Source organism: Streptomyces sp. NBC_01717 (genome assembly GCF_036248255.1).
In the GTDB taxonomy this organism is placed as follows: Bacteria; Actinomycetota; Actinomycetes; order Streptomycetales; family Streptomycetaceae; genus Streptomyces.
On the sequence record NZ_CP109179.1, the window covers coordinates 569,882 to 592,096 of the forward strand.

18 protein-coding genes are annotated in these 22,215 nt (G+C 67.9%); 4 read left to right on the plus strand and 14 right to left on the minus strand.

Annotated elements, in window-relative coordinates; all coding sequences use genetic code 11:
- The first annotated feature begins 36 nt into the window (after window positions 1-36).
- Window positions 37-2,004, plus strand: a complete 1,968-nt coding sequence (locus tag OHB49_RS44375) for a hypothetical protein (protein ID WP_329167300.1) — start codon at window positions 37-39, stop codon at window positions 2,002-2,004.
- Between the two features lie 163 nt (window positions 2,005-2,167).
- Here the strand turns inward: OHB49_RS44375 and OHB49_RS44380 are convergent, their stop codons facing one another.
- The 9 genes from OHB49_RS44380 to OHB49_RS44420 form a co-directional block, all read right to left on the minus strand.
- Complete coding sequence (locus OHB49_RS44380) at window positions 2,168-3,100, minus strand: hypothetical protein (protein ID WP_329167301.1); 933 nt, start codon at window positions 3,098-3,100, stop codon at window positions 2,168-2,170.
- A 593-nt stretch (window positions 3,101-3,693) separates the two neighbouring features.
- Window positions 3,694-5,625 carry an ATP-dependent helicase gene (locus OHB49_RS44385; protein WP_329167302.1) on the minus strand — a complete coding sequence of 644 codons (1,932 nt, stop codon included), beginning with the start codon at window positions 5,623-5,625 and terminating at the stop codon, window positions 3,694-3,696.
- A complete protein-coding gene (locus OHB49_RS44390; protein WP_329167303.1) occupies window positions 5,622-7,616 on the minus strand; it encodes an ATP-dependent nuclease in 1,995 nt (664 codons plus the stop codon). The genes OHB49_RS44385 and OHB49_RS44390 overlap by 4 nt, the downstream gene beginning before the upstream one ends.
- Before the next feature lie 398 nt (window positions 7,617-8,014).
- On the minus strand, window positions 8,015-8,866 hold the full coding sequence (locus OHB49_RS44395; protein ID WP_329167304.1) for a helix-turn-helix domain-containing protein: 852 nt from the start codon (window positions 8,864-8,866) through the stop codon (window positions 8,015-8,017).
- Between the two features lie 25 nt (window positions 8,867-8,891).
- A complete protein-coding gene (locus tag OHB49_RS44400; RefSeq protein WP_329167305.1) occupies window positions 8,892-9,422 on the minus strand; it encodes a DUF6879 family protein in 531 nt (176 codons plus the stop codon).
- Window positions 9,391-9,654, minus strand: coding sequence for a hypothetical protein (locus OHB49_RS44405; protein WP_329167306.1), 264 nt, complete (start codon window positions 9,652-9,654; stop codon window positions 9,391-9,393). The genes OHB49_RS44400 and OHB49_RS44405 overlap by 32 nt, the downstream gene beginning before the upstream one ends.
- A gap of 928 nt (window positions 9,655-10,582) precedes the next feature.
- Window positions 10,583-12,043: a hypothetical protein gene (locus tag OHB49_RS44410; RefSeq protein WP_329167308.1), complete on the minus strand. Its 1,461-nt coding sequence runs from the start codon at window positions 12,041-12,043 to the stop codon at window positions 10,583-10,585.
- Between the two features lie 196 nt (window positions 12,044-12,239).
- Window positions 12,240-12,866, minus strand: coding sequence for a DciA family protein (locus OHB49_RS44415; protein ID WP_329167309.1), 627 nt, complete (start codon window positions 12,864-12,866; stop codon window positions 12,240-12,242).
- Window positions 12,863-15,067, minus strand: a complete 2,205-nt coding sequence (locus OHB49_RS44420) for a hypothetical protein (RefSeq protein ID WP_329167310.1) — start codon at window positions 15,065-15,067, stop codon at window positions 12,863-12,865. Before OHB49_RS44420 ends, OHB49_RS44415 begins: the two co-directional genes overlap by 4 nt.
- A gap of 1,088 nt (window positions 15,068-16,155) precedes the next feature.
- Between OHB49_RS44420 and OHB49_RS44425 the strand changes: the two genes are divergently transcribed.
- Both OHB49_RS44425 and OHB49_RS44430 read left to right on the plus strand, forming a co-directional pair.
- On the plus strand, window positions 16,156-16,806 hold the full coding sequence (locus tag OHB49_RS44425; RefSeq protein WP_329167311.1) for an HAD family hydrolase: 651 nt from the start codon (window positions 16,156-16,158) through the stop codon (window positions 16,804-16,806).
- Window positions 16,751-17,650 carry an NAD(P)-dependent oxidoreductase gene (locus OHB49_RS44430; RefSeq protein ID WP_329167468.1) on the plus strand — a complete coding sequence of 300 codons (900 nt, stop codon included), beginning with the start codon at window positions 16,751-16,753 and terminating at the stop codon, window positions 17,648-17,650. Before OHB49_RS44425 ends, OHB49_RS44430 begins: the two co-directional genes overlap by 56 nt.
- A gap of 7 nt (window positions 17,651-17,657) precedes the next feature.
- Here OHB49_RS44430 and OHB49_RS44435 read toward each other — a convergent pair whose 3' ends face one another.
- From OHB49_RS44435 to OHB49_RS44455, 5 genes are all read right to left on the minus strand, one after another.
- Complete coding sequence (locus OHB49_RS44435) at window positions 17,658-18,227, minus strand: phosphotransferase-like protein (RefSeq protein ID WP_329167313.1); 570 nt, start codon at window positions 18,225-18,227, stop codon at window positions 17,658-17,660.
- Window positions 18,224-19,261 (minus strand): AAA family ATPase, encoded by a 1,038-nt coding sequence (locus OHB49_RS44440; protein ID WP_329167314.1) that lies wholly within the window; start codon window positions 19,259-19,261, stop codon window positions 18,224-18,226. The genes OHB49_RS44435 and OHB49_RS44440 overlap by 4 nt, the downstream gene beginning before the upstream one ends.
- 206 nt (window positions 19,262-19,467) lie before the next feature.
- A complete protein-coding gene (locus OHB49_RS44445) occupies window positions 19,468-19,992 on the minus strand; it encodes a GIY-YIG nuclease family protein (RefSeq protein ID WP_329167316.1) in 525 nt (174 codons plus the stop codon).
- 162 nt (window positions 19,993-20,154) lie between these two features.
- The gene (locus OHB49_RS44450; RefSeq protein ID WP_329167317.1) at window positions 20,155-20,919 is read right to left on the minus strand and encodes a GntR family transcriptional regulator; all 765 of its coding nucleotides are present in this window, start codon (window positions 20,917-20,919) and stop codon (window positions 20,155-20,157) included.
- A 3-nt stretch (window positions 20,920-20,922) separates the two neighbouring features.
- Window positions 20,923-21,468: a UTRA domain-containing protein gene (locus tag OHB49_RS44455; RefSeq protein ID WP_329167318.1), complete on the minus strand. Its 546-nt coding sequence runs from the start codon at window positions 21,466-21,468 to the stop codon at window positions 20,923-20,925.
- A gap of 362 nt (window positions 21,469-21,830) precedes the next feature.
- On the opposite strand from OHB49_RS44455, the gene OHB49_RS44460 reads away from it, so the two are divergent.
- Window positions 21,831-22,136 carry a hypothetical protein gene (locus OHB49_RS44460; protein ID WP_329167320.1) on the plus strand — a complete coding sequence of 102 codons (306 nt, stop codon included), beginning with the start codon at window positions 21,831-21,833 and terminating at the stop codon, window positions 22,134-22,136.
- Window positions 22,137-22,215 lie beyond the last annotated feature (79 nt).

Consider the following 22,215-nt stretch of genomic DNA (forward strand, 5'->3'; position numbering starts at 1 on the left):
TGCCGCCCGCCCGTCTTCTCGAGAAAGGCCACCACCGTGACCCCACTCGAGACACGCCTCGCCCAAGACGGCGACCCACCCGCCCTCACCGACCTCGGCGGCGAGGACAGTTTCTGGCTGCACGCTAATCAACTGGCCGCATCCCCGCTGTGGTTCCGCGCTACCGAAACTCTCCTGGCCGAGTGGGACACTCTGCACCATCCCGACCGGGCCGCCACCTTCATCACCCGTGCCCTGACGACAACCACCAGCCCCGCGGCCGCCGACGACATACTCGACCAGCTCGTCGAGCACCCTGGCTATCTCCAACAAGCAGCTAGCCAGCTCAACGCCGTGGCCCTCGATCGCAGCCGCCGTCACACGACGCCCCGTGATGCCGAACTGGCAGGCGTCTTCCTCGAAGCTGCCCTTCGCCTAGCCCTCCCCGGGACCACCAAGCGCTACGGACTCCTCGACCGTCTCATCGACGCCGACGCCAGAACGGCCCCCGCCGCCTACGCCCGCCGCACCGTCCGGGCTCTGGGCACCGCCTACGAACACTGGCGAGAGGGCGACCTGCTCGCCGCACTGCAGCACTTCACCAACACCGCGGTCCAAAGCGACGCCGTCTATGAGCTCGCCATGTGTCACCTCGCCGACGCAGCCAACGCCCCCGACCGCGCCGCCCTCCTGCAGGCATTCACCACCGCTCGCAGCCTCCTCCAACAGGCCATCGATGCCGACGAAGATCGTCCAGACGCCGCCGCCTACCTCGCCGCCCTCGACGCCGTCCTCGCCTTCGACACCGGCAACACCACCACCCTGACCTCCGCCACTTGCCAACTGCGCCGCTCATTGACCGAGCACACCGTGTGGCTCACCGGCACCCGCACCCACTGGCGAGCCGGCCGCTATGACACCGAGGCCGCCTGGTACACCCTCAGCCTCGACCTCGACCACGCCAACGCCCACCTTGATCAGCCCCTGACCAGCTGGCCCCAACAGACCATCCAGCACATCCTTAACGTATACACCGCTCACCGCAGCGTCCGGCTCCAGCCCCTGCACGCTGCCCCGGGCCTGCAAGTCCTGGTCGCCCCGCGCATCGAAAACGCCTTCGTCAACCGCCGAGGACTCCTGCTGCACCTGCGCGCCCTGGTCGCCGATGCACCCGACGACTGGGACGCCCACGCCGCCCACCAACTTCTCCAGGCCATTGACGACCGTCTGCAAAGCGGCGCCCCCCAGGCGCAGTCAGAAGGCCCGGGAAAAGCCGCGGCGGCCTCCTACCCGGAATTGGCCGCCGAGATCGGTAGCCGGGTCCTCGCAAGCCTGCCCACGCAAATGCTCGACAGCCTCCAAGCCAGCCTCTCGGATAGGGAGGCCATCCCGGTCAGCAGCCTGCCGATCGCTCAGCAGGACATCTACAACAATGTCGTCGCCGTGCTAGACGGCTGTGGCGACTTCCGGCATCCCGTCGTCCGGCAGCACTTCATCCGCCTGATCATCCAGACCATCCGCTTTCTGCACAGCAGGACCACCCGCGCTCGGGCCCACCACACACCGCGCTTCGCATACCTCTTCGCCCCCGAAGCCGGCGAGACGCTCCCCTTGGAGAACACGGTCCAGGAGGACCTCCAGGACTATCTGGACGGCAACCTGGAGGACGTTGATATCGAAGTCACCGACCGCAGCGGAGGCCGCGCCGACATCGAAGTCCGCTTCCCCGGCTTCAGCACCATCATCGAATGCAAGCGGACAACCGGAAGGACCACACGCAAAGGACTACGGCGCTACCTCGGTCAGACAGTCGCCTACCAGGCTGGAGGTATCACCCTGGGCATGCTGGTCGTCCTCGACCTGAGGCCGAAGAAGACCTGGATCCCCAACATCCGCGACGACATGTGGGCTGACCACATTCCTTCGCCGATCCCGGAGCAACGAGACAGGTGGGCCGTCGTCGTTCGCGTACCCGGGAACAGGACCTCCCCATACGAGATGACTGCACCAAGCACGCTCCAGTAGCACCTACGGATCCTGAGCAAGCCCGTACTGTGCGAGCTGGTTAGCTCCCCTCCCCGAAAGGGGCGGTGGGCGGAACCGCCGGGTCACGTTGCGCGGCTGACAGAGCGTGGATCGGACGGCGGGTTCGGCACGGAGGGAGCGAGTGGAAGCCGGGCGCCCACGGCTACGTCTCGTAGACGTGGTGCAGGACGACGGTGCGGCGTACGCCTGCCTCCAGCATGGCCTGGGCCCGGTGCTGGCCGTTGATGTAGCCGGCTTCGCTGGCGGGCTGGATCGCGTCCGCGGTGTTGAACAGGGTGGCCAGTGCCTCGGTCTGCCACCGGGTGGCTCCTGCCGCGGCTGCGTGGGCGGTGGCGAACTCCTCCATGTCGTCGGGGGCCACGGACTGCGCCCGGGCCCGCTCGAGGACCTGAAGCGCCATCGCGTTGACCGTGTGCCAGTCGCCGCCGTGGTACCAGCAGCAGGTGCGGACGCTGCGGCGCGGCAGCACCTGACGCACCCAGCGCCGCCACCAGGGCACGCCAGTCGGCATGCACACCGGCTCGCGGAATGGACGCGGCCGGGCGAGAAGGGCCACCGCGAACTCCTCGAACACCATCTGCGGTTCCGGCTCCTTGGGGCGCGGCACGTAGCCGGCGCCGCGGTCCGTCGCGACCGGAGCGCCAACCAGGTCCTGCAGCTGCTCGTGGGTGATCACCGACCAGCGCGGGCCCCGCGGCCGGTAGCGATCGGCCTCGGCGAACACCACGCGCCGGAAGCGGGCCTCCTGGGGTGACTGCTCCGGCGAGAGCTGCCGCTCCACCCACACCGGTGGCTGATTCTCGGCGGGGCAGTGCTGCTCCCACACCGCGCCCGCGAAGCTCTCCACCCCGTTCATGAGCCCCATGCCCTCCGCGCCGGCGATCTGGGTCGCCACCGCGACCGGGCGCGCCCCGGGAGCGGTGAACAGCTGCAGCCGGAACGTCCCCGGCAACCTGAGCGCGGTGAACATGTGGTCGTCCACGCTGAGCCGGCGCGGAGCCGAGAGCGCGCGAAGCTCGTCCTGGCCGCGGGGTGCCGGTTCGGGGGCCGGGCCGGCAGGGAGGTCATCGGTCATCCCCCGATCATTCCCGACCAAGCAGCGGGCGCTGTCGCCGGCGTCGCTGCAGTCCGGCCCGCCTGGTGCAGGCAGACGCTGCGGCGCCCGCTCGTCGACGTCCGCGCCCCCGACACTGCGCTACGCCGCGCGCCTACCGAGAAGCCGCATGAACGACGCTGACCTGCTGCGGGCCCTCGGCGTAGACCCGTCTGAGCTGGACCCCGCCGCACCGTGGACGCCGCGCCAGCTCGCAAGCGTCAATCGGCTCGAGGGCAGCCTTCCGTGTGCGCGCTGTGGCAAGCCCGCGAGAGCAACCGGCGTCGTGGACGCGCCCGGACACGGCCGGCGGTGACTGGACCGGTGCATGCCCTGCCTCCTCGCCACCACCCCTCGCGGGGGCCCACGCGCGCCGCTGGCGGACACGCTGGCCGTGCTGCGGGAGGCAGCCCGCGAGGCAGGGGTCGTCCTGATATTCGTGACCGACGGGCCAATCGGTAAACACGGAAGCCGCGATGGTGCACGCATCATGCTCTCCGACGAGGACCGCTGATGCCGCCCGCGCTGTAGACCGCGCCCGGTCAGTCCGATTGGGCAGTCTCACGGCCCTGCCCCTATCCTTGATCGATCTCGGGCACGCCCGCCTCGGTGAGCATCGCGAAGAAGGTCGCGATGGGGCCGTTGCGCTCGGACCGGTCCGTGGTGAAGACCAGCCGTTGAGCAGCCCTGGACAAACCCACGAAGAAGGTTGATGTTCCTTCGCGCGGGTCACTTCCGAGCGCCCACCACTGTCTGCCGTGAATACCGAGGAAGAACACGGTGTGGTATTCGAGGCCCTTGCTGCGGTGGGTGGTGAGCAAGACGACGGCATCGGCGGACTCGAACTCGTCGAGCACCACACCCCAGTCGGCCGCCCCGCCAAGCACCGTCTCCAAGCGCGCCTCGAATGCGCCGGTGATGACATCGAACTCCTCACCGGGTGCCGTGGCCTCCACATAGCGGCGCAGGGCCGCGCTGTCCACGAGATCGAGCACCTTTCGGATGACGTCGGCCGCGGACGTGGTCGACGGAGAGTGGGCCTGAAGCCAGGCACGAAGCCGGGTGGTCAGGTCGCTCAAGTCCTCGCCGACACGCTGCTGGGCCGCCTCGTCGTCGGTTGCGTCGTGCACACGTTCCAGAGTCGCCGATACCTCCCGCCACACCGCGGCAAGGCCACGAGGCTGGTGCGCCAGTCGGAGCAGCCCCACGAACAGGCGAGTCGTCTCACTCTTCAGCAGATCTTGAAGGGACATCTTGCCGACCCGCGCGTCGTCGTTGCGGACTCGGATGCCGTGCGCGGCGAGGCGAGCCCGGAACAGCGGCTCGAAGTCTTTGACTCTCTGTCGTGCGATGAGCGCGAAGTCTGCCGGTGTGCGGTCCGAGTCGGCAATGTCCCGGGCGATCCATTCGGCGATGAACCTCGCCTCCTTATCTCCGCCGGAGAACGTCCACAGCACGGCCGGCTCATGCCCGTCCTCGGCAGTTGCTTTCGAGGTGGCCCGCACTGTGGTCGGATCGAGTTTGCTGGCGATCACGTGCTGTAGTTCGACCAGGGCGTCGCTGGAGCGGAAGTTCCACACCAGCCAGTAGGTGGTGGCGTTGAACGTGCTGGTGAAGCGCTGGACGGCCTCGGGCACAGCGCCGGCCCAGCCCATGATCCGTTGCTTGCCGTCCCCGACCGTGGTCACCGCGGTCTCCTCGCCGAACACTGAGGTAAGGAAGGAGAACTGCGCGCTGGTCGTGTCCTGGAATTCGTCGACGAACACTATGGGGTAGGTCATCCGTAGGGCGCGTCGGAGCTTCGGCACCGCACGGACCAGCAACTCTGCGAGCCGGTTGAGCATGACGAAGTCGACTTCCGCCTTTCCCGGCCGCAGGTAGCGGGCGCGCCACCACTCGCGTACGGCGTAGGAGACGGCGTCGACGGCGCCGTCCGTCGGCACGCTCTCGGGCAGGTTCCATCCCCCGACGATGTCGGATACGAAGCGTCCGGGCTGGAACCCGAGCTGCCCGGCCAGCGTCTGTGGTGCTGAGAAGGCGACGGTGTCGAGGAGGGTCCTCACTTCGGAGTCCGGCGCCATGCGGATCTCGTATCCGTGGCTCATTCGCCAGTCCGGCGGAAGGGCTGGCGCGAACCGATCCACCAGTCCCTTGGTGAACGCGTCGAAGGTCATCGACGCGAAGCGGCTGGCGTGGTCCGGAACGCGGGCGGCGACCCGGCGGCCGAGGTTGGCGGCAGCGTCACGCTTGAAGGAGATCGCCAGAATGTGCTGCGGCCACGGGCACAGCCCGGTCTGCAGGAGATAGGCGGCGCGCTGAGCGAGGAACTCCGTCTTGCCCGCGCCCGGGCCGGCCACGACCGCCACATTGCCGGTGTCCCGCAGAGCCCCCCACGCGGCTGGCTCTAGATCCTCGATACCCGCCGGGCGCCAATCCTCCACCGGGATCAGGGTCGTTGGGCGCAGCGTCGGCGTGCTCGTCGGGGCGAGACGGTCGGAGACGCTCACAGTGAGATCTCCTTCCGGACGTGCTCCACGAGGGCCACGAGCACCTCCGGTGCATTCAGTCGGATCTCCTCGTCACTGAGCCGGCCGAGCGCGCTCAAGTGAGTACTCGGTTTCGAGCGCGACAGGAACAGGTAGCGGTACCAGCCCAGCCACTCGGCCCGTGTCTCGTTCCAGTAGCCTGGCCTGGTCCCCTTCTCTCCCAGGACCGTGGTGATGGGATCAGTGGAATCCGGCCCGCGCTGGTTGCCTTCAAGGTGTCTGTAGGCGTTCTCGAACGCGCACAACATGGCGTAGTCGAGGTCAAGCGGCTCGGAGTAGAAGACGGCGAATGTACGCAGGTGTTTCAGGATCGGCTTGATGTGCTTGAGACGGAGGCCGTCGTGGATCTCGTCGACGTCGTCGTAGTCGGCGAGACCTTCCAGTGGGTCGAGCCCGTTGTCCATGAGGCGGTTGCAGGCATCACGTAGCCGGGCCGGGCCCGCGCCGACTTTGCCGTAATCGAGGTCCAGCAGGGTGGCATGGGGGATGTCCAAGTCGTGGAGCAGCTTCCACATGTGGTTGGTGTGCCGGCCGTCGAGCGGCACCATCGCCACGAACGACGGGTCCAGCTGCACACCGTGAGCCTGGGCGATCCGGGGGATGACGAGCTGCTCGGTGTCGCCTTCGCCGAGTACCACGAACTTGGCGAAGTACAGCTCCGGGTGGGCACGCACCGCCTCCCGAATGTATTTGCCCGCCTCGGTGGTGTCGTCGGGGAGGGTGATCTCGCGGACTGATGCCGTCGAGGCGGCCTGCTCCGTACGGAAGTATCGGACGTCTTCGGGGCGGATACGGGGCATGACACTGGCGGAGTGGCTGGAGAGGATCGTCTGCGTCGCTGTGGTGCCGCTCAGATCTTGCAGCTGGTCAACGATCCGGGACAGGAAGAACGGCGAAAGGCTGTTCTCGGGTTCCTCAACCGCGATCAGGGTTAGGTGCGGCAGGTGAGCCGCTTGCAGGGTGAAGTCATCTATGTGCTGGCCGTCGCAGACCGCGGCCTCGACGTCGATAGCTGCCGCTACCAGGGCGAGGTGCAGCAGCGACCGCTGCCCGTCGCTCAGCATGCGGCCTGGCCTGGGCCGACCGTTGTGGTCGGGCTCGAAGACGAGTTCGGAGTTGCGGACCAGCTGGTTGAAGTCGCCGTCGAGAAGTCGCAGCTTGGGATCCGAGTGCATCCCCGCGTCATGCAGTTCCTGCCATCGGGCCGTCAGTGCGCCTTCGACCGCTTGGATCACGGGCTCCTCGGTGAACTTCTCGGCGACTTCGGCCGCTTGGCCACTGACGAGGTCACGCAGACCAGTTGACCACTGCGCAGCTCGCCACAGTCGGCTGCGGAGAAAGGCCGTCACCTGGCGCACGCCATCACGGGAGGCCGGGATGTAGATCATCTGGATACGGCTGCGCTCCGCAGCAGTCAGCTGTACGTAGTCGTCCTCGCCGTACTCCTCGGCAAGGGTGTTGACGATCACGCGCGACTCGGTGATCGCCCCCTCCACCGTGCCGTCATCGACCCATTCGGCCCGGAGTGCCACCCGGACCTTCAGGTCGCCATCCTCCGCGGCGGCCATGCGCCGGAAGAACTCCGGGACCGCTCGGGACGCGCCGGCCTGCTGCTGGTGCTCCGCGTCCTCCGCGGCATCGCCATCGTCGCCTTCTCCGACTTCGTCGTTTTCCCCGCTGTCGTCGAGTTCGGGGAAGGCGAGCACCGCTTCGATCGCCAGCTCGCGGCTGGCGGGCAGGTCGGTCTCGCCGACGGGCACGTGAAAGTCGTCCACACGTACGGACCGTTCCTGCCCGGATATCCCGAACAACCGCAGCAGCGCCTCGCAGGCCGCGGTCTTGCCCGAACCGTTGGCGCCGATGAAGGCAGTCATGCCCCGGTCCAGGCGAAGGGACGTGCGCCCCGGCCCGAAGCACTTGAAGTTCTCCAGCACGAGCTTCTCGATGAACATTCGCCACTTTCCGGTACAACGACGTCATGAACGGCGACTGCCCATGACGGTATCGAAACCGTGTGATCTCCGGGCTCTATCGATCAAAGTCGGCGCCGGTCCTGTCCGCGGCAACACCACGAATCGCAGCTGACGAGAGGCGTGCTGGGGGTGTGGCTGCCCTGCCCCGCAGGGCAAGCAGTACATCGCCTCCCGCGACGGCCTCACCGGCGTCGAGTGGTCGGTTATCATCCCAGGAAAAACGCAAACCTTCGCCAGCCCGACATTCTGGAACATCAATCACGAGATTCATCGCTACTCCTGCCCCTTGTTGTGGAAACTCAGTGGGGAGCCATTGGGGCTTCACTCAACGGCTCTCCGTATGCATGCTTCACGCGGCTGAAGCCACGCAACCCGAGTCAGCCCAGCGCGTCGATCGCCTTCACGATCAAGGCCCGTGCATTCGCCCCATACACAGCGATCTGCCGCATCTGCTCGAACGCCCGCACGTACAGGGCGATCTCGCTGGGCTGGGTAATCCGCACCTGAGCGGACACCAACTCGACGGACACAAGCGAATCGTCATAGACGTGAAACGTCTCGCGCGGCCACTGCCCCCGGCTCGCCGTTGACGGAATGATGCCGAGTGAAACGGCCGGCAGGGCGCCTGCGGTCAGCAGGTAGCCGAGCTGCGCCGCCATCGCATCGGGCGTTCCGATCCGGTAGCGCAACACGGCCTCCTCGATGAGGAGGACGAAGCGATGGCCCCGCTCGTGAATGATGCGGGACCGCTCGACGCGTGCCCGTGCCGCGGCCGCGCTGTCGTCGACGGGGAGTTCGCGGAAGCGGGCGCTCATGCCGAGCACGGCGGCAGCGTAGCCCTCGGTTTGTAGGAGACCGGGGACGAGGGAGGAGGAGTACACCCGGAACAGCTGTGTCTGATGAAAGAACGTGACGGCGCTGTCCTGCAGCTGTTTGAGCCCGTTGCGGACTTGGTGGCGCCACTCGGTGTACATCGACTCGGCATGGAGCGACTGAGCGATCAGGTCTTCTGCCTGGTCGTCCACTCCGAGGGTGCGGCACCACCGCCGGATGTCCGTGGCAGATGGGGCGGTGCGGGCGTTCTCGATCCGGGACGTCTTCGCGTGGTGCCACCCGCACCCGTCGGCCAGCTCAACGACCGTGAGCCCTGCCCCCTTACGCAGGTCCCTCAGCCGTCGCGCGACGACTTCGCGGGCGGCCTGGGCGGAGGAGGAGGGAGAGATGGTCATGGGCTGGCCTGTCCGGTGCTTCCTGCTAGCGGATCTTGTACTGGTCGTGCGGTACTGCCCGCTCCCACACCGCCTCGAAGGCGTCCGCGCACAGCTTCACCGCGGCCGGGCTCTCGGTGAGCTCCGGTCCTTGAGATGAGCCGTCCCCGGCGAAGTGGTTCCACTGGACCAACTGCCCGTCGAACAGCCAGTAGTCGTTTCCGGGCAGGGCAAGGTCCGACGCCTGCCGCCGAGGCAGCCATCGCACCTGCTCCCCGGCGGCGAGGTTCGTGAAGGTGCCGGAGTGCTCGTACTGGATGTACTCGCTGACCGGCTCGGACACGATCCGTGCCCGGCGCACGACCACACCGCGGCCTACCGTCTCGGTGATGAGGTCGAGCCAAGGCCGCCACCATGACGTCCGGTCGTCCAGGTTGTGGCGGAAGCCGGCACGCCAGTCGGCGAACGGGCCGCTCTCGTAGTCGACGGCGTAGGCGTCCCGCATCTCCAGGTGGACGGCGGAGCGGGTGCAGCTGGAGATCAGGTCACGGAAGGTGGGCTGTACGTTCGACGGCATCGCACGCCTCCCTGATCATGTGCACCATCCTGGCGGGGATTCGGATCACGGCCTCGCTCTCCGGGATTCCCACGGCGTGGCCGGGGAGTTCGAGCGCGGCGCACTCGCCTTCGAGTTCCGGGCCCGGCTTCCATCCCTGGAACACGAGCTCCTTCTTCTCCTGGTCGACCCACACGGTGGGGCTCTCGTGATCCCCGGTGTTCGGGTCGATCCCGATGAACAGTAACGACATGCCGGTCTCCATCCATGTGGTGTGCAGTTGTGTGCATCACAATCCTGCAGCGGGCCGAGGCGGTCAAGGGTGCGAAATGGCCAACTGACCACGCTAGCGGCGTGTGTGCACACTTCTGCACACGAGTTGCTGTAGTGCACATCGGCTCCCTACCGTCAGCGGTATTCACCGACCGACGGCGGGGGGCATACCCGTGACGATGACTATCAAGGTGTACGAGGTCGACCGGCAGGGCCTCACGCGCGTCTTGCGCCCGGAGACTGCGGTGGTACCGGCCACCACCGTTGACCGGAGCTCTGCCTACCCGGACTGCCAGTGCCCGCGGTGCCGGGCAGCTGAGACAGCGGACCTGTCGTATCGGGTGCTTCTGGACCACACCACGGTCTGTGGGGCGTGCCGAGCCGGGGCCCCGTGTGTGACCGCGGGCGCGCTGGGCCGGGCGTGGCGTCGGGGGCGGGCATGATCTGTGCACGCTGCGACCAGCCGATGACCGACGAAGAGTCGGCGGCGTACGACATCCCGGGCGCGACCGGGCCAGGGGTCACGGTTCGCGTCCACAAAGCCCGCTGCACACCACCGCCCCGGCCGAGGACGTACACGTACTTGCCCCACTGACCTCCCGCCCGCACCCGAGGCCGGCGGTCGTCGGGGTGCGGGCGGGTCCACTGATCACGGATTCCGGCCACGCGTACGAGATCCACCGCATCCGCGTGGGCTGACCTGCTGAATCAACGATGGACCACCCAGCGCGCGTTCGGCGGTCCGGCGGCAGGGCTTCGACGAGTTCTGGCTGGGAGAGCCGGGTGAGCGGTCAGCTGGCTGCGCACCAGCATGGCCTCCACCGGCGAGTTCGCCGCCCACCGGGGGACAACGGCCACGCCGGACACAGACAAGTCCCCGACGCGGTGGTAGTCGCAGAAGGGATTGGTTACCGACGGCGGTCGCTGCCGCGAAGCCGACGGAAGAAGATGTCTTTCCTCAATTGGTGGGCTCCCACAGGCAGGGCACATTCCTGATCAGGTCTGGCCTGGCACACGGGGCACGAGACGTTGTGCAGCCGGAAGCCGGGCACCATGCTCGCGGTCCCGCGGAGCGTTCGCTGGTCTTCCGCTCGCTGTGTCGCTTTGGCTTTCGCGGCCGCCTGGCGTTCCTTCACGATCGGCATGATTCGCTGATCGTGGCCGTGCTCCCGCTGGACCTCCTTGCCGTTGTCCTCGCCTTGTTCCACGCATACTTGGCCGGGCCGGGCGTTACAGACGGGGCAGGCCCGGCGGATCCAGAACCGCCGGGCAACCTGTTCGTGCAGAAGAACCGTCCGCGTCGGCCGGGGGCGTTTGAGCGTGGTCTCCGCCTCGTTTGTGACCTCCGCGTTGCTCTTCCGGACTGTCGCCCGGTTCCTTCTGTTTTGGATGCGCGCGGCAAGGTAGTCAGCGGCTGCGTCCGCGATGTTGTTCTCTTTCTCGGTCCGGTCGCTGCCTGCGGTCACCTTGGCGCGGTTCAAAAGCCGGCGGACTTGCTTGGTGTCCCGTGCGGTCACCGCCTTGTCTAGGTGGAAGAACAGAAGGCGGCGGCGTGCCTCGGTACTTGGCACACGCTTCTTGGTCTCCACAGCGGTCCACCGGGACGGGGGCGGTGTGCTGCGCGAGCGGACGATCTGCTCCACCATCGGTGTCGACAGCCCGCGCTCCGTCATCTCGCACTCGTCCAGACCGAACCACTCGGTCGGCCGCGCGAACGCCTCGGTGCCGATGCTGACCCGGCGGGCCGTGCCCTCGCTGTTCAGCCGGATGCGGTGGACATACCAGCGGCGGATCAGCGTTTCCTGGTCCACCGGCACCGATACCCCGAGCACCGGCTCCAGGCCGTCCTCGTCCCACATAGGCTCCACCGCCTGGTCCAGGTGCACGCGCAGCCCACGTGCCTTGAACCGGATGTCGACCACGGAGCCGATCGCCGCGCCGTCCGGCCGGGCGAAGTCGAAGTTGGCCTGATCGCCGCGGCCCCGGAACCAGGCCGCGGCCGCGGACTTCACGTACAAGTGGTCGGCGCTGGCAACGCCCCGGGCACGCCGCCCACAGACGTGAGGCAGTCCGTCCGTGCCCGGGTGGTGAGCAAAGTGGCAGACGCGGTCGGTGTAGAGCTTCGTCGTCAGCTGGCCGCCGCAGCCGCCGAGCAGCAGCCCGCACCAGAATGTGTCGTCACCGTGCCGCCGGCGGAAGGCGTCCAGCTCGATCGCCTCCAGCGGCAGCGTCAGCGGCTCGTCCGAGTCCGCACTTCCCATCACCGCCGTCTGAATTTGCCGCCTGTCACCCTGCACGAACCCCCGTCTTTCGTCCCAACTCATCGTTTCAGTTCGGACGTTGGTCCAACAGGTCATCGCCGGGAACAAGCCGTCGTTCGCAGCGAGGCAGGGTGCGCGACAACAGCCGCGGTTCCAGCCTGCTGGGCATTGCGTTCGGCACGCGCCCGCCGAAGGGCAGCCGCCTCGGTGGCGGCGGCTTCACGGCGGCGCTGGACGCGTGCCGCGGCGAAGGGGACCGGCGCATCCTTCGGCACGGTCTACGGCTCCGGGAACGCCCACTGGCTCAACTAGCGCATCGCCCTGGTCTCCCTCTCCACCGCCTCCGTGATCCCCGGCTCCAGCCGCTGTGCAGGAGCGACAGACTGATGCGCGGCAGCGAGCGGCGGTAGCCCTCGCACGCCGTCTCCCTGGTCCTCGCTGGACCGGTGCCGGGACCGGGTCCGCCGGGGCGACGTCGGCGGGACCGGGCGCAGGCGCGGCGCCGGGCGGCAGGATTCGCAGGGCGCTCACGACATTGCGGCCCGCTACCTTGTTGGCGGCCGCGATGAGAGCGGGTCTGCTCCAGGCGGGTCTGCGTCGCCCAGGCTGCCGACTCCGGGCACACGGTGAACTGGCCGGAGTCCGGGTCGTACGACACGGCGGTGACGTGCCGGGCCAGCTCGGGGGCAATGGCTGCCCACCGCTGGCGCAGGGAAGCGCCGGCGGCCGGAACCTCCCAGGCCCGCTCGGTAAGTAGCGCGCCGATCGTCGCTCCGAGGTCCATCGGATCGCGCCCGTCGCGCCGCGCCGTACGGACCGGCCGCGGCCTTTGCTTCGCCTTCTGGCCGCTGCCGCTCTTCCGGGCCCGCTCCATCGCGGCCCGCAGCGCGACCTGGGCCAGGTCGACGCCGTGCGTCTCGCTGTCGCTCATGCCTGCCCCCACGGCGTGTAGCCGAGGTCCAGGTGCCCGAGGCCGGACAGGCGCTGCACCTGGGCAACGAACGCCCGGGTGAACAAGCGCTGCGCCGACGTCTCGCCGTACCGGTCGATATGGTCGAACACCAGCTGGTGATCGGCGGCAGCGCGGTTGCGCCAGTCCAGGACCTGCTCGCGGGTCAGCTCCTCGAGGAAAAGCTGCTGGTCGTCGTCGATGTCGGCGGGCTCCGGTGCCGGAGCAGAGACGACGGCGGCCGGACGTGGCGCGGGCAGCACGACCGGCACCATCGGCGCGGCCGGGACGTCGTCGGCCAGCTGCTCGGCCGCGGCTTCAGCACGGTCCTGAGCTGCGGCGGCCTTCCAGGAACGGTGCTGCTCCCACTCGTACGCCTTCGCCCACGCCCTGGCGGTCACGTCCTGGTGCAGCTGCTGCTCGGTCGCCGCACGGCGCTCGGTCTCGGAGCCGCTCGGCATCGCTAAGTCGACGGCGGCCGCGACCGCACGTCGCTGGTCGCGGCGGTCGTCCTGCCTCTCCGCGCAGCGCGGGCAGTCCTGCCCGGAGTCGAGCAGCACCCGGTCGTCGCACCGCACGTCGCCGCACCGCTGGCGCTGGGGCAGTGCCAGGCCGATCAGCCAGCCCGCCGGGTCCTTGATCGGCCCGGCCAGCCGCATCTGGTCCTCCAGGCGCCGGGCGACCCGGTCGGCGAGGGCCTGCGGCGCATCCGTACGGCCGGTAAGCCCGACCACCCTGTCCAGCTCGCTACGGGCGGCGGCCACCACCAGCTTCCGGGCGGCCGGACGCTCCAAACGCGCCCACACCAGGTCGACCGAAGCCAGGACGGCCCGCAGATCCTCCGGCGGCAGAGGAACCCTCCCCCGCTGCTGCCTGCCCTGACCCGAACCGTCCACGACCCGCACCGAAGCCCCGGCCACCGGCCCGCGGCCGTCCTTCCCGCCTTCGACGACCGGGGACTTCTTTGGCTGTTCCCCGCGGAGCGGGCCGCCGACCTCGCGCACGCACACGCGGTCCGGCAATTCACCGGACCCACCACGGCCTTCGCCGGAAAAGCCACCAGAGAGCGCGAGAGACCCACCGCGAGTAACTACAGAAGCGTGGAGAGCGTGGTGCTGTGCAGTTGTGGCGAGGTCTGCCGATCCGGCCATCTTGCCCTGCCTGGTGCCCTCCACCCCAGTCGTCACACGGGTCTCGCCCGTCTTGACGGGATCAAGATCTCCGGATGCAGTACCGGCGAGGTCTGAAAACACGGCGTTCGCCACCCGGCGGGCCTCCCGCATGGCCACCCCATGGGCCTCAGCCACAGGCACCAGGCGCACCCGCGAACGCGCGCACAGGCCCGAGCCGGTCTCCTGCCGCACCACGTCCGCGACGCCGTGCTCCTGGAGCCGCTTGAGCACCTTCGCCCCGGCCGCCGCCGTACAGCCCAGCAGCCGCGCGACCGTCGTCGCCGGACGCCCCCGATGGGTGCCCACGGACCCGGGGCACAGCTGCAGCCAGCCCGCCGAACCCGTCGTCAGCACCATCAGCAGCAGCCCGAGCCGATCCGTCGCAGCCCCCCGGCCCGTACGCCCGGCAAGCAGCCCGGCCGGGACCGGCGCCTTGTCCTTCGGCGCCCACCCCGGACCGAACAACACCTCGATCAGGCTCAGCAGCACCGCCAGCTCCGAGCGGGACAACGCCAGCGCGTGCCGCCGGTCGCCGGCCTTCTGCGCCCGGTACATCGGAATCACCCAGCACTCCAGGCCCGTCGCGTGCCCGAAGGCGTTCGTCGCGACGTTTGAGCCAAGGAACCCCGCGCCGCGCAGCTCGGGCAGCACCGTGTGCGCGACCGTCGACTGCGACACCCCCAACCACCGACCGAGCTCCGCCGCCCAGATGGACGCCTGGTAGTCGTTGCGGGCCTTCGACTTCGCCGTCAGCACCACCGAAGCCAAGCGGGCGCCGTCCGACGCACCGGCCAGCGCCGGGGACGTCACCAGTGCACGCACCGCGGCAAGCAGCCGGGCGCGCATCGTCTTCGAGAGCTGGAGCGGGTTGCCCAGCTCCAGCGGAGCCACCGGACGGGCCTGCGCCCGAACCGACCGCAGCTGACGCCGCGAACGCTGGGCCGAGGCCCCGTCGACGGAGTCCCAGAGGGAGTGGTCCAGAGCAGCGGCCGGTGCCGCCACGGTGCTCACCGGACCAACCAAGGGAACGTCAGAACATGATCCATCCGGCGCCCATGGACCAGGTCGCCTGTGGACAGAGCCCGCTCAGCCGGTGCTCCCGCACGGCAGGCAACAACCTTGAGACCCGTCCCGCCACACGGGACGACACCCTCGCGAACCCCACCGTCCAATGCACCGAACTGCGCGTGCACGAGCGGGGCGGCCGACACCGCAACCGCGCTCATCGACACCCCGAAAGGGCTGCTCTTGTAGCTTCCTACCGGAAATCCAACTTCCGGCACGAAGCACACAAAATCATATGAACGGGACGCCGATCCCGTCACACGGAAAGTCCGCTGCTCCCGAACCGGGGTGAAACGGACAGGGTCAAGCTGACAGGGGACACCACTCTCAGGCACTATGAGAACGACCTACCTTCCATAGCTGGACCGACCAGATCCCCTCGGGGCTGGCCGAACCAGATGTGTGGATGTGTCAGGTGAAGCCCCCTTCGTGAGAAGCGGGCGAACACCGATCGGGTGGGGGGAGATTTCTCCTCTCCTCTCGGTTCTGGTGAACCGCGAAGCCCCTGTGGTGGGGGCCCGCGGTGACACCGGCGGCGCTGTCCGTGGCTGTGGTGGCCGTGGTTAGTGGCCGTGGTGTGGTCCTGGTTAGGGGCCGATAGAGGAATGTGCGGCTCGGTGAGCCGCAGCTCAGGACCGGGAGTGAACCGGGACCTGAGCGGCCGACGCGGGTGGTCAATCCGGTCGGTAGACGGGCCGCGCGAGGCCAGCGGGTGGTTAATCCGCTTCCTGGCGCGCGCGGCCGATGGCCACTAGGTCATCCCGATCCCCCTTCGGAGGTCGGCGTCGGCATGCCCTCATTCAGCTCAGCGGCTTCGGGGAAACGCTCAGCGAGCCGCTTGAGCAGGTGGATGCAGGCATCTCGCTGTGGACGCCGAGGGTTGCTCTTCCCCAGCTCCCAACGCACACCGACAAGACCTTTCACGCCGACCGCCTCCGCGACATCCAACTGCGTGAGACCCGCGGCAAGGCGGAGTTGGGGGATGCAGCCACGGTGAACGGCCTTGCGATCGACGGCCGGTAGGGTTCAGAACCATGCCCGGACTTGCGCTTTTCGATCTGGATGGCACGCTGGCCGACCGGAAGTCGGCGCTCAGCGACGCCGTGACCGGCCTGTGTCGGGCCAACGCCCTTGCTCCAGACGCTGAACAGTGGCTGCGCACCGAGCTGGTCGACCGCGCGAACGCCGCCGACTTTGCCCGTCTGCGGGAAGTCTTCGACCTGGAGGTGCCCGCCGCGCAGCTGTGGCAGGAGTACGTCAGCCTCATGTCGGCCGCCGTCACCTGCCGACCGGAGGTTCTTGAGGGCTTGGCCCGTCTGCGCGCTGCCGCGTGGACGATCGGTGTCATCACCAACGGGGCCGGCGACATCCAGCGCGCCAAACTGGCCGCGACCGGCCTCGCTGCCCTGGTCGACGGCGTCGCGGTCTCGGGCGACCTGGAGATCCGCAAGCCGGACCTGCGCCTTTTCGAACTCGCGGCATCCCGTTGCGGCGTGAGCCTCGCGGACGGCGGCTGGATGGTCGGCGACAACCCGGCCGGGGACATCGGCGGCGGACACCGGGCTGGCCTGCGCACCATTTGGCTCCGCGGCCGCCCATGGCCGGACGACCTCGCGGTCGCACACCATGATGTCGACGACGTCATCGGCGCCATCACCATCTTGCTCAACGAGACCTCGGAGTAGCACCGTGAACCAGCCGACCGTCGGTATCCTCCACCCCGGCAGCATGGGCGCCGCCGTCGCCGGCTGCGCCGTGGCCAACGCAGCCGCGGTCCTGTGGTGCGAGGCCGGGCGCAGCACCGCTTCCGCAGCGCGCGCCGAGCAGTTCGGCCTGACGTCGGTGGTCACGCTGACCGAACTGCTGGACCGCAGCGACATTGTCATCAGCCTCTGCCCGCCGGCCGCCGCCGAGGACCTGGCGCGCGACGTGGCCAAGCATGGCTTCACCGGGGTGTACGTGGAGGCGAACGCGATCAACCCCGTTCGGACGACGCGGATTGCCGGGCTGCTTGGACCGGACGCGACTGTCGTGGACGGCGGCGTCATCGGCTCCCCGCCCGTCCGCGGTAAGACGCCGACGCTGTATCTGTCCGGCCCGGCCGATGCGACCGAGCGGATCGAAGCGCTCTTTGCGGGCACGGCCGTGCGGACGGCGACGTTGGGCCCGGAGATCGGGAAGGCGTCGGCGTTGAAGTTGTCGTACGCCAGTTTCCAGAAGACCTCACGCGTGCTGGTGGCGCTCGCGTTCGGCATGGCGCGCGAGCACGGCGTCGACCACGAGCTCATTGAGGTCGCCTCCCGGCGGACCGACTCGTACCTCGCGGAGCCTGAGTACGTGGCTAAGACCGCAGCGCGCGCTTGGCGCTGGGGACCAGAATTGGAGGAAGCCGCCGACACGCTCGCTGCCGCCGGCCTTCCGCCGGAGATGCTGCGCGCGGCCGCGTCCACGCTGGCACGGTGGCACGACGTCAAGGACGACAGCGAGCTCACGCTCACCGATGCCCTGGACCGACTCGTCCAGCCGTAGCCCGCGTTCATGCCGTCGCCACTCCTGCCCGCTGCGTCAGTAACTGGTCGATGAGCCGCGCCGCGTCCTGCGGGGACGCCGTCGCGGTGTCCACGGTCAGATCCCAGTTCATATCCGGGTGCGCGTCCAGGTCCTCACGGGTCGCCTCCCACGCGGCCAAGCGCGCCGTGGTGTCGCTGTCTCCTCGCCCCGCAGACCGCTGCGCGGTCACCTCGCGCGGGCACCACAGCACCACCACGGTCCAGCCGGCCGGGTAGCCGCCGACCAGAGCCCGGATGCCATCGACCTGCCCGAGGTGCACCACCGGCACCCCGGCCGCGAACGCCGCGTCGACGCCCGGCCGGTCGATCACGTACGTGTTGCCGTACCGCGCGTTCGCGTAGACGACATCGCCCGCAGCCTCCAGCTCGCGTAGCTGCTCCTCTGTGCCCATCCGGTAGCCGGCGGACTTGCCCGTCCCAACCTTGAGTCGCGCGAACTGCGCGTACTTCGAGTTCAGCTCGGTGAGCGCGGTGGTGACGGTGTCCTTGCCCGCCGCCGGTGGGCCGTACAGGATCACGCCTTGCTTCGGGTTCACGCGTACATCGCCCCCATCGCCTGCCGGGCCTGGTCCGCGAGCGTCACCGCGGTCCCCAGCCGGTTGTCGACGACCAGGTGCGGCACCGCCGGGCGCAGCTCCAGGTCGATCGTGGCCATGTACTCCTCCCACCGCGCCAGCTTCCACGCGTCCCGGGCCGCGGAGCGGAATCCGATGTACTCGCGCATCGACTCTTCGTCGCAGCGAACCCACACCGGGAAGACGTCGACACCCATCGATCCCGCGCGGTTGCTCAGGCGCTGCATCCAGGCCGGATCCGTCATCTCCGCGATGAACGGGGCGGTCAGCACGGTGCTGATACCGCACTTGATGTTGGCCATGGCCGACTGCATCAAGCAGTCGTACTCCACCGGCCGGACCTTCTTCCGGTAGAGATCGGTGTGCCTGTCGTTCGCGTCGCCGCCCAGCGCGACCAGAAGGCGTTCCACGAGCGGGCGGGTGAGCGGGTCCTTGTCGAGTAGCGGCCAACCGGTGAGCTGAACGAAGAAGCGGGCAAGCTCGGTCTTCCCACTGCCGGCGAACCCGCCGACCAGGATGAGCACCGGGCGGTGCGGGTCGCCGCCCGTGTGCCTGCGCTTCCACGCGTCGATGATGCGCTGCTGCAAGTCGAAGTGGTCGGCTTCGCCCGAGCCCGGCGCAATGCGATGAATCGCCCGCTCAACAGCCAGGACATACGCGCCGTTGAAGCGGTCGTCCATCGGCGTGAGCTTGAAGGACGTCTCCTCACCCGGCAGGGCAGTGCGGAAACCGAGGTCGGGCTCGGTGGCCCGGTACAGGAGGCAGTAAGCGCGCCGGTAGTGAGGACCAGGGAAGACCTCGCCCTGCTCGTGCTGCCACAAGGTCTGAGGATTTGCGGCGGGGATGCCCTTCAACTTGGCCCGCTCGGCGACCTCCCGGAGACGCTCACCGGCCCTTTCCAGAGTCAGGCCGTGTCCCTCCCGCTGCTCGCGCAGCCGGTCCGGCCTCCACCCTGCACGCTGCTTCCCCACCCTCTGCCCCTCCGTCATCGTCATGGCCCCGAGCCTAGGACTCAGGCCCCAAATCCCATGTGTACGTGGATGTTGAAAACCCGTGAATGGAAGTGCGCACGGGCTTCGACAAGCCGCTGTGATGTTCCGTTTCCCTCGCCGCCGGTGTGATTGCCCCCAGACAACGAAGCGGTCGAAGGGGGCACAGAGCTATGGCTGGAGAGTTCCATCGCGAATGCAGTACCCAGCTCTTACACCGGGCGTCGGACAGTAAAGAGCTGATGGGCTCGGTCCGATCGGACTGGAAGCCGTTGCCGTGCAAGCCCACGGTCCACGAGCTCGTCGAGATGACCGAGGAGCGTGACGAGGGTGTATCCGAGGCGCGATGCTGCGTCCACGGTAGTAAAGCGAGTGTCGGCGTAGGACTTCCAGATCGCTCTATGCGCAGTTCGGCTGAGATCGAGCGGAGGAGGCTGCTCGATGCTCTCCACCGTCGGCGAGGTCTTCTCGACTACTACTACCAGGCCGCTCTCAACTGCGTTCCGCACCGTAGACACCGGATCCCTCTCGAACACGAACCACTCCCCGTGCGATCGAGCTTCGGCGAAGTGAGCGTGGATGGCTTGCTCGAGAGCGTTGCTGCCAGGACAGCTCCACAGAACCTCGAGCTTCACGGGGGACATGTTCTGAATTTCGCGCAGCCGACGCTGGAGGTCGCTTGTCACGCCGATCTTTGCTGTGAGTACACCTGGAACGCCGATCACATACACGTACACGGGTTCCTCCTAGCGATGATGCTGTCCGTGCGAGAGAACATTCAGGTGCCGCTGGGTCTCACTCGATCAACGTATCACCTTAAGGCGGGTCGACTTAAGGGTGGGATCGCAGAAAAGTGCCCCCACCGTCACCTTGAGGCCAGGCGCACTTGGATGGAAGCTTCAGGCGACGCTGAGCCGGTATCTCATGCGATACCGATGCGCAGCCTTCGCGAGCAGGGACACCTCGATCGGGCGGTCGTTGTCCGAGTAGACGACTCGGAAGGTCAACAGCACTGGCATGTCCTTGGGAAGTTCGAGTGCTACCACCTCGTCCTCCGTGGGGATCTCCGAGGAGACCTCGTCCGTGAACTCTCTTGGTGGGTAGCCCAATTCGCTGAGGAGCGTGGGCGTGCCACCACGGATCTTGCGGCGCTCCATCATCGCCGTACCTTGGGCCAGATCGAGCGGGTAGTACGACCTCGTGAGCTCGGTGGGTTCCTCGTCCAAGAACAGCACCTGCTTGCGCATAAGGACCTGACAGTCCTGCTCCAGTCTGAGTGCCTGCGCCACTTCACTCGGTGGTGTCACCACTGCTACCTCAATCAGCTTGGACGAGCCTCGCTGCGATCGCTTCTCGGCCTCGCTGATCCATCGGTAAGGCTCTCCGGCAGCCGGAAGGGGCATGTACACAGCTGGCGAAATGGCCTGCTGGGTGCTGCCTTTGACGAACACCCCCTTGCCGGGTTGACCGACCAGGAGCTCTTCGTCTTTCAGCATGAGGAGAGCTTTCTGGACGGTGGTTCCGGCAACGCCGTAGTGCTCCATCAGGGCAGGGGTCGAAGGCAGCTGGGTACCGGGAGCCAAGTCTCCCCGCGTGATCTGGCGTCGCAAGCCCGCGGCGATCTTCTGGTGAGCCGACCGCTTGTCGTCAAATGTTCTCGCCATGGATCAGCTGGCCTGCTTCCTCTGTCGGTACTGGAGGTGCCGCGTCATGGTCATGATGCTGACCTCCATCGGCGTGCCGTTGGTGGACGTAGTGAATCGAGTCAGAACCAGTACGGGCGTGCGTACCGGCAGGCACAACTGTCCGCACTCGGCCGAAGTCGCAGTGGAGGCGGCGACATCTTCAAGGGGCTCGCTTTCGGGAGTGAATCCCAGCTTGGCCAGCAGGGTTACCGCGCCGCCAGGAATCCTTCCCATCTCGGCAAGCCGGGTGCCACGGGCGATGTGCAGGGGGTAGTACGAGTCGGCAAGTTCGACCGGCTGGTCGTCCAACGTGATCAGGCGGCGGCGGACCACCACTTTCGTGCTGGTGTCGAGGCCGAAGAAGTCACGCACGGGCTCTGGAGCGTCTACCTCCTGCACGGCAAGGAGGCGCTGACTGCCTCTCCTGCCGCGCGTAGCGGCCTCCACACTCCAGGCGTCGCGCTCTCCTGGCTTGCGTGGTGCGAGATACGGCTGCGCTTCACCCATCCATGCATCATCGCTGCTCACGACTCATCCCCTCGGCTCGTCTCGACCTGCTCCAAACCATAATCCTCTCTCGCTTAAACCAGCATGGCGCGATCACATCCTTGCCACCTTAAGCCTTATAGCCTTATGGTCCAGAGGTCTCCCCGCAAGGGACGGGTCGCCAGAAGGCGCCTATTTGGCCTGCCCGAATACACCTGACCTGCCTCTGTGCCGGCTCCTACCGAACGGATCACCACCCCCATGAACGTCACCCGCCGTCCCGCTGTCAGCCTCGCCACCGAGCACTTCGACACGGAGACCCAGGAACTGTTGGACGCGATCGATGTGGAGCTGCGGATTTCGGCGACATCGACCTGGACGTTGTGTTCGATACGCCGCTGGAGATGGACGAGTACTTCACGCCGGGCAAGTTGGCCCGCCTTGATGCCACGGGCAGCGGCACCAAGGCTCGGGACGAGGTCGTAGCGGAGCTTTGGGCCCGCCAGGACGCAGATGAGGACATCGTCGCCACCGACCCCTCCATCACCGAGCGGGTTCGCGAGCGGCTGCTCGAGGCCCTGAAGCCGTCGATTGCCGAGTGGATCCGAGAAGAGCTGATGGGCGCTGCCCACTCCGTCGGCGCGCAGATGCTCCGCCCGACCCCCGACGCCTTTGCGCGGGCCGCCGAGCGGCTGCAACTCGTGGCTTGACCCGCTGGGTCTTCGGACCCGGCTCCTTCACCCGGAACTGCCCCGGCGGCGCCGGATGTGGGAGCCGGACCTCACAACC